At 37.5% G+C, this 15745-nt stretch carries 12 protein-coding genes; 4 read left to right on the forward strand and 8 right to left on the reverse strand.

Translation table 11 applies throughout. The annotated features are described in order from the left end of the window. Positions 1 to 45: 45 nt before the first annotated feature. From BIV20_RS09085 to BIV20_RS09105, 5 genes are all read right to left on the reverse strand, one after another. Positions 46 to 951 (reverse strand): hypothetical protein, encoded by a 906-nt coding sequence (locus BIV20_RS09085; RefSeq protein ID WP_075720261.1) that lies wholly within the window; start codon positions 949 to 951, stop codon positions 46 to 48. Positions 952 to 1050: 99 nt separating this feature from the next. Then, positions 1051 to 1905, reverse strand: a complete 855-nt coding sequence (locus BIV20_RS09090) for a DUF2225 domain-containing protein (RefSeq protein ID WP_075720263.1) — start codon at positions 1903 to 1905, stop codon at positions 1051 to 1053. Between the two features lie 22 nt (positions 1906 to 1927). Next, the gene (locus tag BIV20_RS09095; RefSeq protein WP_075720572.1) at positions 1928 to 3601 is read right to left on the reverse strand and encodes a glutamine--tRNA ligase/YqeY domain fusion protein; all 1674 of its coding nucleotides are present in this window, start codon (positions 3599 to 3601) and stop codon (positions 1928 to 1930) included. A gap of 126 nt (positions 3602 to 3727) precedes the next feature. Next, positions 3728 to 4567 (reverse strand): hypothetical protein, encoded by an 840-nt coding sequence (locus tag BIV20_RS09100; RefSeq protein ID WP_075720265.1) that lies wholly within the window; start codon positions 4565 to 4567, stop codon positions 3728 to 3730. A gap of 91 nt (positions 4568 to 4658) precedes the next feature. Beyond that, positions 4659 to 4919: a LysM peptidoglycan-binding domain-containing protein gene (locus BIV20_RS09105; protein ID WP_075720267.1), complete on the reverse strand. Its 261-nt coding sequence runs from the start codon at positions 4917 to 4919 to the stop codon at positions 4659 to 4661. 285 nt (positions 4920 to 5204) lie between these two features. On the opposite strand from BIV20_RS09105, the gene BIV20_RS09110 reads away from it, so the two are divergent. The 4 genes from BIV20_RS09110 (at position 5205) to BIV20_RS09125 (ending at position 11625) form a co-directional block, all read left to right on the forward strand. Then, on the forward strand, positions 5205 to 9470 hold the full coding sequence (locus BIV20_RS09110; protein ID WP_075720269.1) for a 2-hydroxyacyl-CoA dehydratase: 4266 nt from the start codon (positions 5205 to 5207) through the stop codon (positions 9468 to 9470). Between the two features lie 134 nt (positions 9471 to 9604). Then, the gene (locus BIV20_RS09115) at positions 9605 to 10045 is read left to right on the forward strand and encodes a LytTR family DNA-binding domain-containing protein (RefSeq protein ID WP_075720271.1); all 441 of its coding nucleotides are present in this window, start codon (positions 9605 to 9607) and stop codon (positions 10043 to 10045) included. Positions 10046 to 10091: 46 nt separating this feature from the next. Next, positions 10092 to 10520 carry a DUF3021 family protein gene (locus tag BIV20_RS09120; RefSeq protein WP_075720273.1) on the forward strand — a complete coding sequence of 143 codons (429 nt, stop codon included), beginning with the start codon at positions 10092 to 10094 and terminating at the stop codon, positions 10518 to 10520. 70 nt (positions 10521 to 10590) lie between these two features. Continuing rightward, entirely contained in the window at positions 10591 to 11625 is a 1035-nt protein-coding gene (locus BIV20_RS09125; protein WP_075720275.1) for a DUF4097 family beta strand repeat-containing protein, read from the forward strand. A 52-nt stretch (positions 11626 to 11677) separates the two neighbouring features. Here BIV20_RS09125 and BIV20_RS09130 read toward each other — a convergent pair whose 3' ends face one another. The 3 genes from BIV20_RS09130 to BIV20_RS09140 all read right to left on the reverse strand — a co-directional run bounded on the left by BIV20_RS09130 (position 11678) and on the right by BIV20_RS09140 (position 15564). Then, positions 11678 to 13072 carry an HTH domain-containing protein gene (locus BIV20_RS09130; protein WP_075720277.1) on the reverse strand — a complete coding sequence of 465 codons (1395 nt, stop codon included), beginning with the start codon at positions 13070 to 13072 and terminating at the stop codon, positions 11678 to 11680. A gap of 13 nt (positions 13073 to 13085) precedes the next feature. Beyond that, complete coding sequence (locus BIV20_RS09135; RefSeq protein WP_075720279.1) at positions 13086 to 14084, reverse strand: Gfo/Idh/MocA family protein; 999 nt, start codon at positions 14082 to 14084, stop codon at positions 13086 to 13088. 97 nt (positions 14085 to 14181) lie between these two features. After that, on the reverse strand, positions 14182 to 15564 hold the full coding sequence (locus tag BIV20_RS09140) for an MATE family efflux transporter (protein ID WP_278335665.1): 1383 nt from the start codon (positions 15562 to 15564) through the stop codon (positions 14182 to 14184). Positions 15565 to 15745: the final 181 nt, after the last annotated feature.

Below are 15745 nucleotides of genomic sequence, written 5' to 3' on the forward strand. Positions count from 1 at the left end.
TCACAGTGTACTGCTTTTTTATATATCTTTTACAAATGTATTATTCTATCTAAAACCTACCACACCTTCGGTTGTATCTACTACATTTTTTATCATCCTACAACTTTTAATTACGCCAGATGCATCGAACAAAAAAGCAATAGAGAGATGTGGCTCTGTCGGAACTGCAAAACTATTTGCCAGAAGTTCTTCGTCTGAAATGGTTTGATACTTCCCATCTACCAACGTATAACTTCCCGTAACGGGTGTTCCATCCTCTAAAGTATCATTAATCTGATACGTTCCATAAAACAGCCCATCCTTTACTGTATAATCCTGATCCTTATATACGATATCCCCTCTTACAACAAGCTGACGTCCTGTTCCATTCGGTTTATCTTCTCTCCACTCTCCTGTATATACTTCTTTATAAAGTCCTTCACCTTCCATATTAGGACTCACATAATAGCAAATACCATTTCCATCTCTGATACCGGTTGCATAATCTCCATAATACCATACGCGTTCATCTCCTTTTAAGGCATAGACCCCAATACCCTTGCCTGTTGTGCCACCTTCCGCTATATAAATATAGCTTCCTTCATCCCCTATCATTTCTGCCAATGCTTTTCCTGCATCGCTTTCTTGCAATTCATTTAATGCTTGTGCATCATCTGCTTCGATTGCTGCAATAGCCGCTTCCAAAGTCTTAGTATAAGCATTCATTTCTTCTGCCTTTTTATCCAGTTCTTCGGATGCTTTTAATAATTCTTCATCCTTAGGTGTCTGCTCCAAAGCCTTTTTCATAGACTTTTGCGCAGCTTCATAATTATTACCTTCTACATATTTTTCTGCCTCTGCCTTATATTTTGCAGCTGCTTCTCTCTCCTCTTCTGATGTACAACCAGTAAGGGTCGCACATGCCAGCATGACCGCTACACCTGTTATCAGGAATTTTATATGTTTTTTCATAGATACCTCCAAACTTGCCATTTACAAACCTTTGCTCATTATATGCCTAAAAAACAAGCCATATGTCTATAAAGCGCTTCTTATCGAAGCGCTTTTCTCTTATTTCTTTCTCAGTTGTGCAATAATATCTTCCTTTAAATCCAGTGCCATATCCTTCATTCTTCGGCTTGCCGCTGCTGATGATAGTACACTTGCAAGGAACTTGGATGCTATCTCATACTTTCCAAAATGATATGCCATATAAGATATCAAATAATCTACGGTACTCTGTTCCATACCACACATTGGATACATTTCTTTCGCCGTTGCTTTCATAAAGCCTTCAAATGCCTGCTGGTAAAATGCTTCTTCTTCCTTCTTGCATTCTTCCTTTGCTTGTTTTTCTTCCGGTGTATTTTCCGGCATAGTCTCGCCTTTTCCTCTTAATAACCATGCAATTTTAAGACAAGTGTATGCTTTTTCGCTGTCTTTTCCCTTTTTCACCATTGTATTTACAAGAGACAACTTGTAACGATCCACTGCCACATCATAAGAATACACTGGTGTATCCGGTTCCTCACTCTTATGGAACTGAGAACTAATCCCTTCACGAATCAGTTTTGCCTGTGCAGAAGTCAACTGGTCAAAATAACGATTCATTGCAGTATAACCACATACCGGACAAGAAGTAATATCGTACTTTAACGTATCAATATACTGGAATCTTGGACGTAAATCCTTATCAGGCTCCAATCTCTTTACTCTTCCGTTCTTAATCATTTTTGTCTTAAATACATTATCACATGCTTTACAACGCACGCTTTTTTCCAATATAAATTCTTCCTCTGACGGAATCTTCTCTTCTGCCTTTTCTCCATCTGCCTTCTTAGTAGCTTCTTTCGTCTCTTCTTCAAACAAATTCATCGATTCTGTTGGATTTAATCCAAATTTTTCTAATCCAGAAAATAAATTCATGATATTTCCTCCTTCGATATTCCTATTTCTGAGTTGGAAGCTTATATGAGCTCTTTAATGATACAATACGGTTAAATACCAGTGCATCCGGCTTAGAATCCTTCGCATCGGTGCAGAAAAATCCCTGACGCACAAATTGATAACTATCATATGCTTTCGTCTCTGCTAATGCCGGCTCTACATAACAATTCTTTAATATTTTTAAAGAATCCGGATTCAGATTCAAGCTACCGTCCTCTTTATTATATACTCCTTTTTCTTCATCCACCAGATTCTCATACAAACGTACTTCACACTGTTTTGCAAATGGTGCCGGTACCCAGTGAATCGTTCCCTTTACCTTACGTCCGGTAAATCCACTTCCTGCCTTTGTTTCAGGATCATAAGTACAATGTACTTCTGTAATATTTCCATTCTCATCCTTCACAAAACTCTCGCATTTTACAAAATAAGCATGCATCAAACGTACTTCATTTCCCGGGAACAAACGGAAATACTTCTTTGGCGGTTCTTCCATAAAGTCATCACGTTCAATATAAAGTTCTCGGCAGAATGGAATCTGACGTGTTCCCAATTCTTCATTCTCCAGATTATTGGCAGCGTCCAGATACTCTACCTGTCCCTCCGGATAATTGTCAATTACCAATTTAATCGGATCTAACACAGCCATCATACGAGAACGTTTCAGTTTTAAGTCCTCACGAATACAATACTCAAGCATTGCATAATCTACAGAACTGTTTGCCTTAGATACACCACATAACTCAACAAATTTACGAATAGATTCCGGTGTGAATCCACGTCTTCGCAATGCTGCGATGGAAACAAGTCTCGGATCATCCCATCCATCTACGACTCCATCTTCTACTAATTTCTTAATATAACGCTTTCCTGTTACCACATTTGTCAGATATAACTTTGCAAACTCAATCTGTTTTGGTGGATTCGGATATTCCAACTCACGCACTACCCAATCATACAAAGGTCTATGGTCTTCAAACTCCAGTGTACAAATGGAATGACTGATTCCCTCAATAGCATCTTCGATTGGATGTGCAAAATCATACATCGGATAAATGCACCACTTATCTCCTGTTCTATGATGGGTCATATGTGCTACACGATAGATAACCGGGTCTCTCATATTAATATTTGGAGATTTCATATCGATTCTTGCTCTTAATACCTTTTCACCATCTGCATACTTGCCTTCCTTCATTTCAGTAAAAAGCTGCAGATTCTCTTCTACACTTCGTCCGGCACTTGGATCTTCCTTTCCCGGCTCTGTCAATGTTCCTCGATATTCTCTGATTTCTTCTGCTGTTAAGTCAGAAACATACGCTTTTCCCTTTTTAATCAACTTTACTGCCGCTTCGTACATTTGTTCAAAATAATCAGATGCAAAGAACAGTCTGTCCTCCCAGTCTGCTCCCAACCATTTAATATCTTCCTTAATAGACTCTACAAACTCCACTTTTTCTTTTGTTGGATTCGTATCATCAAATCGCATGTTAAACTTTCCATTATATTTTTGCGCCAGTCCATAATTCAATATAATAGACTTAGCATGTCCAATATGAAGATAGCCGTTTGGTTCCGGTGGGAAACGTGTCTTTACCGTCTCACAATGTCCCTCCTTAATATCTTCATCAATAATCTGTTCAATAAAGTTCTTGGAAACTACTTCGTTTTCCATTTCCATCTGTGTTCCTCCTGGTCCTGCACATTTTAAAAACTAGTAAAAAGACTGTTGGAAAACAGTCTTTTACCAATTATGTCCATTATAAAATTTTATATTAGGTTTGTCAATGGATGACCCATTTTAACTACGCTTTATATGTTGATGGGTAAAAAGATGTTCCTGACAGTATTCATAATTCCCCTCACACTTAGAGCAGAAGCGGAATTCCAAATCTTCCCCATCCTTTTCTGTCCTACCACAAATAGCACATTTATGCCTTGTCACTCCTTGCGGTTGGCGCATCTGTTGCCGATATACCTGCTTTCTATGAATCTCCTTCGGCGATACTCTGTGATAATTTCTGGTACACAGATAGAAAATCAGGAAATTTGCCAATGAAGCTATAATTGCTGTTCTCTGTGCTAAATTTCCGTTTACAAATGAAAACGCTGCCCATACAAACTCAATGATTCCCATCCATTTTGCTTTAATCGGTATCAAAAAATACAACTGAAACTGAACATTCGGGAATAATGCCGCAAATGTCAAGAATAATGACATATTAACGTAATTAGTACTGTAATAGAGACCAATCCCTATCAATGGTACTCCGGCTACAAGATAATAAATTCCATATAACGCCATAGCGGAAATCATTGAAATTATCATTCCACCCAGCAGATATACATTATATCGGAAGGTACCCAGAACATGTTCAATTGATATCCCTATAAAATAATAGCACATTAGCATAAAAATCATAAATATGAGATTCGTATTTGGTGGAATCAATATCCAGGAAATCAATCTCCAGACCTGCCCCTGCATAATCAGATATGGTTCCAATGTCAGCATACCCAGGACATTCGGCATCGTATATTCTATAATGTAGCCCAAAACATAAAATCCAATCAGCCAGAAAGTCAGATTGTGAATTGCGTACTTTCCAAGCTTACGTTCCATCTTATTCAAAAAATTCATAATGCACCTCATTTGTCTTTTCCATATTGGTATCATTATAAATTTTCCCAAAAGCTTTGTCAACGAAACCACTCACGGTTTCATAAAAAGTTTATAAATTCCCTTCTTCCCTCTCATCTTCCATTTCCTCTCCTCGTTGTCTCAATCGTGTGGGAATACAAAGTTCATCCCCAACCTGCAGATTATATACATTTACATAAGGATTGGCAAACATCAACTGCGTCACACTTACATGATACTTTTTCCCCAGATTATAAAGTGTATCTCCATTTTCAATCACATGTACCATTCCCCTACAAGGTCCTCCGGTATAAATAGGACCAATTGGAATATTTTCTACTTCTCTTGCCATTACTTGCTCCATTATTTCTTTTTACCATATTATATTCCCCTTTTCAAAAACCGTTCTAACTTCCTACCGACAACATATATTGGACAAGGGAATATCTAAATATTCTATAAAATAATAAGAAATAAATTGTTTTTTGTAAATTACTGTCGTATAATAAACTTTGTCTGGTTTCTACTATATATATAATAAGTAGAAACATCACAGTTTTTACTGTACATCTTTGTAAATAGTAAATACGGCTCAATTAGTATGTTTTCCATGCTTTTGGGCATTGGAGGTTAGATTATGAAAAATGAAACTTTACACAAGTTAGGCATTGATATTGGTTCTACTACTGTAAAAGTTGCTGTCTTAAATGAACAGAATGAAATGCTTTTCGCAGATTATGAGCGTCATTTTGCCAATATCCGTGAAACCCTTTCTGATTTACTTTCGAAGGCAAAGGATGCACTCGGAAACATAGTTCTTGCACCTATGATTACAGGTTCCGGCGGATTGACCCTTGCAAAACACCTTAACATTCCATTTGTACAGGAGGTTATTTCTGTTTCCACCGCATTACAGGACTATGCTCCGCAAACAGATGTTGCCATTGAACTTGGTGGAGAAGATGCCAAAATTATTTATTTTGAAGGTGGTAACGTTGAACAACGTATGAATGGTATCTGTGCCGGTGGAACCGGTTCTTTTATTGACCAGATGGCTTCCTTATTACAGACCGATGCTACCGGATTAAATACATATGCCAAGGATTACAAAGCACTTTATCCAATTGCGGCACGTTGCGGTGTATTTGCAAAGACAGATATTCAACCATTAATTAATGAAGGTGCTTCTAAAGAAGACCTGTCCGCTTCTATTTTTCAGGCGGTAGTAAACCAGACCATTTCCGGTCTTGCTTGCGGAAAACCTATTCGCGGACATGTTGCGTTTTTAGGTGGACCACTTCACTTCCTTTCTGAATTAAAGGAAGCTTTTATTCGTACATTAAAATTAGATGATGAACACATTATCGCTCCGGAACATTCTCATCTGTTTGCAGCCATTGGTTCTGCCTTAAACTGCCAGCCTGAGGTTACCATGGAGCTTGATGACATTTTAGATAAACTTTCATCCGATATTCATATGGAATTTGAAGTAGAACGTATGGAACCTTTATTTGCTTCACAAGAGGAATATGATACCTTTTCCAATCGTCACGGTAAGCATCATGTAGTAACCGGTGACTTATCTACATACGAAGGAAACTGTTATCTTGGAATTGATGCCGGTTCTACTACTACCAAAGTTGCATTAGTTGGCGAAGACGGTTCTCTGCTCTACTCTTTTTACAGCAGTAACAATGGTAATCCACTTGCTACCGCTACTACTGCAATTCGTGAAATTTATGACTTACTACCTGAAAAAGCACATATTGTTCATTCCTGCTCCACCGGCTACGGTGAGGCTTTATTAAAGGCAGCCTTTATGCTGGATGACGGAGAAGTAGAAACTGTTGCCCACTACTATGCGGCAGCTTTCTTTAATCCGGATGTAGATTGTATCCTGGATATCGGCGGTCAGGACATGAAGTGTATCAAGATTAAGAATCAGACTGTAGACAGTGTTCAGTTAAATGAAGCATGCTCTTCCGGTTGTGGTTCCTTTATCGAAACCTTTGCAAAATCCTTAAATTACTCTGTGGAAGATTTTGCACAGGCTGCACTATTTGCTAAGAACCCAATTGACCTTGGAACACGTTGTACCGTATTTATGAATTCCAAAGTAAAACAGGCACAAAAAGAAGGGGCTGAGGTTTCTGACATTTCTGCCGGACTTGCCTACTCTGTTATTAAAAATGCGTTATTTAAAGTTATTAAGGTAGCTGACGCCAGTGATCTTGGAAAACACATTGTTGTACAAGGCGGTACCTTCTATAATGATGCTGTTTTACGAAGTTTTGAAAAAATATCCGGCTGTGAAGCAGTACGTCCTGACATTGCAGGAATCATGGGCGCATTCGGTGCTGCCTTAATCGCAAGGGAACGTTATGAAGACAATCATTCTACTACTATGTTATCCATTGAAGAAATTGAAAATCTGGAAGTAGACACAAAGCTGATTCGCTGTCAGGGATGTACAAACCATTGTCTTCTGACCATTAACCGTTTCTCCGGAAACCGCCAGTTCATTACCGGAAACCGCTGTGAGCGTGGTCTCGGAAAAGAAAAAAATAAAGAACAGATTCCGAACCTGTTTGAATATAAGAATAAACGTATTTTTGATTATGAGCCACTGTCTGAAACAGAGGCTGTTCGTGGAACTGTGGGAATTCCAAGGGTTTTAAATATGTACGAAAACTACCCTTTCTGGGCCGTTTTCTTCAAAACCTTAAAATTCCGTACTGTACTGTCTCCACAATCTACCAGAAAAATTTATGAACTTGGTATTGAATCCATTCCAAGTGAATCCGAATGTTATCCGGCAAAACTTGCTCATGGACATGTATCTTGGCTCATACAGAATCATGTGGACTTTATCTTCTACCCATGTATTCCTTATGAGAGAAATGAATTTCCGGATTCAAATAATCACTACAACTGCCCGATTGTAACCTCTTATGCGGAAAATATTAAAAACAACGTAGATGAGATTACTTCCGGTAAAATGCGTTTCTTAAACCCTTTTATGTCTTTTACAGATAAAGATGCACTATTAAAGCAGTTACAGATTGTATTTGAAAAGGAATTCTCTATTTCTGCCACAGAAATAAAAGCTGCTGTAGATGCCGGATGGGAAGAACTTGCAGCAATGCGTGAAGACATTCGACGCAAAGGTGAAGAAACATTGAAATATATGAAAGAAACCGGTCGCCGTGGAATTGTTCTGGCGGGACGTCCTTATCATGTTGACCCTGAAATCAACCATGGTATTCCGGAATTAATTAATTCCTATGGTATTGCTGTCCTGACCGAAGATTCTGTTTCCCATCTCCAGGAAGTAGAGCGTCCTCTATTAGTTATGGACCAGTGGATGTACCACTCCAGACTTTATGCTGCCGCAAATTTTGTAAAAACAAGGGATGACTTAGACTTAATTCAGTTGAATTCTTTTGGTTGCGGTTTAGATGCTGTTACTACTGATCAGGTCAATGACATTTTAACGAAATCCGATAAGATTTACACTTGTCTTAAAATTGACGAAGTAAATAACTTAGGAGCTGCACGTATCCGTATCCGCTCTCTTCTTTCCGCTATCCGTGTGAAAGAAAAACAGCATACCAAACGTACTATTGTTCCTTCCAGTTATAACCGTGTTGTTTTCACAGAAGAGATGCGCAAGGATTACACTATTCTCTGCCCACAGATGTCACCAATTCACTTTGATTTGATTGAACCGGCCTTCCGTGCTGCCGGCTATAACCTGGTAGTTCTTGACAATGACGGAAGAGATGCTGTCAATGTAGGATTAAAGTATGTTAATAATGATGCCTGCTATCCATCTTTAATGGTAGTCGGACAGATTATGGAAGCTGTGTTGTCCGGAAAGTATGACATGAATAAAACAGCCGTTATTATCTCCCAAACAGGTGGAGGATGTCGTGCTTCCAATTATATTGGTTTTATCCGTCGTGCTTTAGAAAAAGCCGGTTACCCCAATGTTCCGGTTATCTCCATTAACTTAAGCGGCTTAGAGGGTAATCCCGGATTCAAACTTACACTACCATTGATTCAACACGGACTGTACGCTCTGATTTTCGGTGATATATTCATGCGTTGTCTGTATCGTACCCGTCCATACGAAGCTGTTCCGGGAACTGCCAATGCACTCCATGAAAAATGGAAGAAAAAATGTATTGATTTTGTATCTACTACCAAACCATTATCCCATCGGAAGTTTAAACGCTACTGTCGTGAAATTATTCGTGACTTTGATAACTTACCAATGTTGGATATTAAGAAACCAAAAGTTGGGGTGGTAGGCGAAATTCTGGTTAAATTCCTGCCGGCTGCCAATAATTATCTGGTAGAACTATTAGAATCCGAAGGAGCTGAAGCTGTTGTTCCAGATTTAACAGACTTCTTCCTCTACTGCTTCTACAATACGAATTTCAAGGCCGAAAACCTTGGCATGAAGAAATCTTCTGCCCGTAATGCAAACCTTGGAATCAAAGCATTAGAATGGCTTAGAAGTGCTGCAAGAGATGAATTTGAAAAGAGTAAACACTTTGATCCGCCTGCACGTATTGAAACGCTGGCAAAATATGCTGCTCCAATTGTTTCCGAAGGAAATCAGACCGGTGAAGGCTGGTTCTTAACCGGAGAAATGATGGAACTGATTCATACAGGAACAAACAATATTGTATGTACGCAGCCATTTGCCTGCCTACCAAACCATATTGTAGGAAAAGGTGTTATTAAAGAACTTCGCCATCAATATCCATTGTCTAATATTGTGGCAATTGACTATGATCCAGGTGCTTCTGAAGTAAACCAGTTGAACAGAATCAAACTGATGCTGTCTACTGCACAGAAGAATTTGGCAAAAATGCAAGAAGAAGCGGATATTTAGTCCGCTTCTTTTTCTTATGGGCATTTCAACTTTCTTTTTGGCATTTCACATCTTTTGCATTGATTTTCTCTTCTTTTTCCCCTATCATCATCTTGTAAGCTTACTAAGAATCGCATTTATAAGGAGGTGTACTTTTGAAATTAACTATAAATCAAAGCAATAATTTCACAGAAACTGAAATCATTATCAACTGTACCCATATGGATGAACGCTTAAATTCACTTATTAATTACATCCGCCACTTTACTTTTTCATTAGAAGGAGAATTAGATAAACAACTATATCAAGTTCCTATTGAAAAAATACTATATTTTGATTCGGTAGACGGAAAAACTTTTTTCTATGATACCAATCATACTTATTACCATAAATCCAGCCTCGGGGAATTAGAAGAAAGACTCCACCATACTTCTTTTGCACGCATTAGTAAAAATTGCATTTTAAATACTTCTTATCTAAAATGTGTAAAACCTTGTGGTAATCATCGTATGGAAGCAACCCTGCAAAATGGAGAAAAACTAATTATTTCCAGAAACTACATTTCTACCCTAAAAGAAAAACTATATTGTCAGTAAGTACATTTTAAATACGTTTCTTTATAGAAACAGAAAAGAGGTTACTATGAAAAAAATTCACAAAATTTATATTCCGTCTATTGCGATTACTTTCACACTCACTGTTCTGTACTCTTGTATTTGGAATCTAATATCCGGTTCTTCCATGTCTGACTACTTCTACTTTTTATTAGAATTTTTAGTATATCTGGTAGGAACCGTGATAATCGATGCCATACTAAACCGAATCGATTTTAAAAACAACTTCAGCTATTTTTTTACAGAGCTTATTGTTTTATATCTATTTATGCTCCTATTCGCATATTGTGGAAATTGGTTTACCTTTACCTTTTCAACCTTATTTCCTCTCACCCTCTTCTTTGTAGCAACTGTTGGATACATTCACTATTACTTTTATAAAAGTTGGAAAATAGAAGCAGATGAAATTAATCAACTTTTAAACGAACGCCAACAAAATAATACAACAAATATTTAGCCTTTTTGAAGATATTCTTCCTCGTAGCTCGTTATTATATTTAGAACGAACTACAAGGGAGGATTTTTTTATGAATTCAAAAAAAATATTAACTATTTTGGTGGGCATCGCTGTTGGTGCAAGTGTTGTTTTAGGTGGAATCATTGTTGGCACTGGTATAAAAAATGGAAAAAATGCTTTTGCTTCTTCTGAAGTTGAAAAAGTAGCCCCCCATGTACTTGAGAAGACAAGTCTGGATGATTTTTCCGAAATCTCCATTTCCATTAGCTATGCTGACATTTCTATTATTCCTTCTGATGGATATTATCTGGAATATCGTCTTGATGGCACTTGCAAGGAACCTACCTATAGCGTATCCGATGGAAAATTTCACTTTGAAGAAGGGAATGTGCAGGAAAAGTATCAGGTTCACTTTGGACTTTTTCCCGAAGGACCATTCTATTTGAAGCTTTACGTTCCTGAAGATAAATATTTTGACCTGTTATCTATCTACAATGACAGCGGAAATGTGGATTTTAAACAGATTCAGGCAAAAGAAGCTGAACTTACACTGGATTATGGCAATCTGAATTTTGAGAATTTCACAGGAGATACTTTCCATCTAACCATGGATTCCGGAAACTTGGACTTCGGAACTATTTCTTGTAATGATTTAACAATTAAAAATGAATATGGAAACGTCACCGGAGATAGCTTAACGGCTTCCACATCAGGATCTATAAAACTGGATAGTGGCAATTTGGAAACACAACAGCTTACTTCCAGTACATTTTCTCTAACTAATGATTACGGGAACACTGATATTTACAGTTTCACCTCTTCTAACAGCACATTTTCTATTAATTCCGGTAATCTTTGTTTGGAGGATGCCGACTTTGAAACTGTGGATATCCGTAATGAATATGGAAACGTAGATTTAGAACTTCGTCAAGATCTAGCAGATTTCAACTACGACCTTTCTACCGAATATGGCGATATTCATGTGAATAACAAGAGAATGCAACCAAACGATGATGAAGAATGTACTTATAAAAAAGATAACGGAAAAGACCGGAATATTGAGATTTTCTGTGACAGCGGTAATATCAACGTTACTAGAAAATAGGTCATTTTCTACACAAAAAGGAGACGGAAACGTCTCCTTTTGTTCATTCGTCTCATTCTCCTGTTTCTTCCCAAGCATAATAAAATTGTAGCAATCCAATCCTAGACTTTGTCGCTGTCTTTTCATTCAAAGATGCAATATGTCTATACAATGCTGCTCTTGATATGAAAAGCTGGTCTGCTATCTCCTGCACACTATCATCCGAATTCAATAACATTTTAAGCACATCTTCTTCTCTCGTGGTAAGTGAGAATGCTTTCGAAAATCTTGAAAATTTTTCAATGTTTTCTTCCGTTTTTTCGTTTTCACTCCCTTCTTTCCTCTCTGTATTACTTCTAAATTGGTTTGAATATAAGAAAATTGCTACACTTATTAATGCAAATAAAACAAGTGCTATAATACTTATTAACACACTATTTCCAGACTCTATTAATGAGAGCGACCATGTTCCTATAATTCCTGCACATATATTATTCACGGCACGACCAAGCCCTGCCCAAAGTTCAGGAACCTTCATACGGTATGATAACTCCATAAATCCTGTAGTAAAAAACACAACGAAAAATCCCGCTGAAAGATAAAATACGATAAGCCCTATTAAAAAAGGTCCTCCTGATACAATAACAAGTACACAAATTGTTGACAGAAGCGTCACACAGTACATAATAATATTCATATAGTGACGTTCTTTCAAATCAAACAAAACTCCTGCTATTAGTCCACTTAATGCAAGGAGTAGCCGTGGCCACTGCCCTATATCCATACTACCGGCTGCATGAAAAAGTGTTACCACATTATCCAAGGTTGCAAAAATACAAGTCATTAGAATAACAATACTTATCAAAATGCCACCTGTAATAACTGGATGATGAAGCATGTTTTTCTTTTCTTCTAACACTGCATCATGATTTAATCTCACTAACAAAATAATGAAAATTGTCAAAAAAACAGAAAGAACAATGGACTCAATTGTGTCATTATTTACCAGATTGTTGTTTATAAACTGAAACAATAATCCAATGGCATAAGCTAACCCAACCGTCCTTGCCAAATTTTTGTCATTCTCCAGCACACAAGCTGCCATATAGTGTACTGCACTTCCTGCAATTCCCAATAATACGAAAACAACCAAACCAGATAATAATATTGCTTCATATGACACATGCTGCTGTATAATAAAAATACAAATAATACTAACAATAGATGCCACAAAAACTAAAATCTGCTTCACATTCTCTCCGGCAATTCGATTAAAAATCGAAAACAGAAGAAAACCAATCACACTTGCCCCCAGAACATAACTTTGTGCAATCACTACCTCTTTTGAGTCAGTTACATATGCCATCATATTATCAAACAAATATTCTGTTCCCAGAAATATAAAGTTAAAAAAAGCCAATGCAATAATTACTCTTATTCTTTGTAAATTAAAAAAACATCCTTTCATTTATCCACCCAGCTTACGCACTCACTGCCGCTTTTCCTATTTCCTCCGGATAATACATCTCCCACTCTTTTCTTAAATCCGTCATAATCTGCATAACATCTCTCGTATAATCCAGCAAAATATCATCATCATTTCCGAGAATCGCCTTCTCCATATCCTCCAGCTCATACTGAAGAGCAAGGCTCATTTCGCCTTCCTTAACAATTTCCGTCTTGGCACTCTCTGTATATACAATCTTAGCCTCCTCTGCTCTCGGATAATCCACAATTTCAATATATCCGTTCTCACCGCAGATATTACAGCGCTTCGGCTGTTTTGTATGAAGAGAAAGAGAAATAACCACCATCTGTCCTTCTGCATTCTGCATGACAATACCCGATATCTCGTCCACTCCGCTTGGCGCCTTCTTCATAATAGAAACTACCTGATTGGGCTGAGACTTCAAATAGTATCTTGCCAAAGATATAGCATAAACACCAATGTCTAAAAGTGCTCCTCCTGCCATTTTAGGATTAAAGAAACGATTGTCCATATTATATTCCTTGAAACTTCCAAAATTAATCTGGATCATTCCAATGTCTCCGATGCCGCCCTCTTCAACCATTTTACGTAGTTTTTTATGAAGTGGCATATGATAAATCGTCATTGCCTCTGCCAAAACTACATTCTTCTCTTTCGCAAGATTGATTGCCTTTTCCAACTCCTTACTATTTAAAGTAATCGCTTTCTCACATAAAACATGCTTTCCATTAGAAACTGCTTCCATTATAAATTCGCTATGTGTATTGTGCGGTGTTGCAATATAGATTACATCCACTGCATCATCCTGAAACATCTCGTGAAAGTTGTCATACACCTTTTCTATCTCATACTCCTTTGCAAAGTCTACTGCCTTTTCATGGGTACGATTTCCTACTGCATACACCTTTCTTCCTGTATTCTTTAAGGCCTGTGCCATTTCATTCGCAATATCTCCTGTACCTAAAATTGCCCAATTCATCATTCTGTCCATACTGCTCTCCTTACTGTCGTTGCTTTTTCTATCTTATCATAACACTGACCTTTTATCTAGTTTATTATACATTTTCGTAGATTTTCGTGCTTTTTTCTTATATAAGCACTCTTTTTTTCCATCCTCCCTGGAAATAACGGAATACTGCAATCACAAGTCCTACTAGCCATCCGATAGGATTTGCCCACATAATAATTTTTCCTGCTGTTACACCTGCCAGTGCATAAGTAAGAATTACACGAGTTGCCAGATTACATAAACTACATGCCAGAAACCACTTCATATCAGCTGCTCCTCGCAAGATCCCATTGCTGACATTCATAAGTCCCATTACAAAATAAAACATTGACACAATACTTAAATACTCCGCTCCAATGGAAATAGCTTCTGCACTGGTAGAAGAGTTCATAAACGTTCCGACAACCTCTTCTCCTGCAAAATGAAGGAATATAGCAATTAAAAGGCCAATTCCGGCTGCCATCGTAAGACAGATTCGATATCCTTCTCCAATCCGCTCCGGCTTTTTTGCCCCCATGTTCTGCGCTACATATGTGGATGCTGCGTTTCCTACTGCAACCATTGGTGTAATAGCAATTCCTTCAATCTTAATTGCTGCCGTATAACCGGCCATAAAAGTAGAACCAAAACGATTTACTACAGATTGTATCAACAGCATCCCCACTGACACAATCGACTGTTGCACGATAGTAGGAATAGCTACTGTTACCATACGCTTCAACATATCTATATCATATCTTTTAAAACTCTCTGTCTCAATTTTTCGAAGCTTTTTCATTAAGAAGCTAAAAGATAATACCGCAGAAATTGCCTGTGATATCAGCGTTGCCCAGGCTGCTCCCTGAACTCCCATTTGAAGCTTTGCAACAAAAAGCAAGTCTAATCCGATATTCAATATAGAAGAAAACATCAAAAACAACAATGGCTTTGTGGAATCCCCCAATGCATTAAAGATAGCCGAAAAAGCATTGTATAAAAACAAAAATACAAATCCATAGAAATATATTTGCAAATAATCCGACGCTTCTGCAAAAATATTATCCGGCGTTCCCATAAGTCGCAAAATTCCTTTATTAATAACCATTCCAAGAACACTTAAAAAGACACTAAAGCCAAGAATTGATAATAATGCCGTAGAAATTGCTGTCTTCATCTTTGCCAACTGATTTGCCCCAAAAAGCTGAGAAATTACCACCGAACAACCAATTCCAGTCCCTATTGCTACCATAACAAATAACATAGTAATTGCTGTAGATGCTCCTACCGCTGCCAAAGCATCTTCGCCTACCACATTTCCTACAATAATAGAATCTACAATATTATAAAACTGCTGAAACAGATTTCCTCCTACCATAGGAAGCGTAAATGCAATCAACGCCTTGGTCGGATTCCCTGTTATCATACTTCCTTTTAACTCATTTTCCATTTTTCTCCGTATGCCTCTCTTTCTAACGTTAACCAACTGTTTCCTATTCTACTATCCTCTTCATTTTCGGTCAACTATTTTCATTTTTCTACCAGTTTATAAACTTTTAATAATTTCTCAATCCCTCTATTTTCCTTACGTTGCACGTTTTTGTTAGCACTCATTTGAAAAGAGTGCTAATTTTCTATTGACTTTTAAAAATTGCAGTATTACAATC

The sequence above is a fragment of the Roseburia sp. 499 genome (assembly GCF_001940225.2).
Lineage (GTDB): Bacteria > Bacillota > Clostridia > Lachnospirales > Lachnospiraceae > Petralouisia.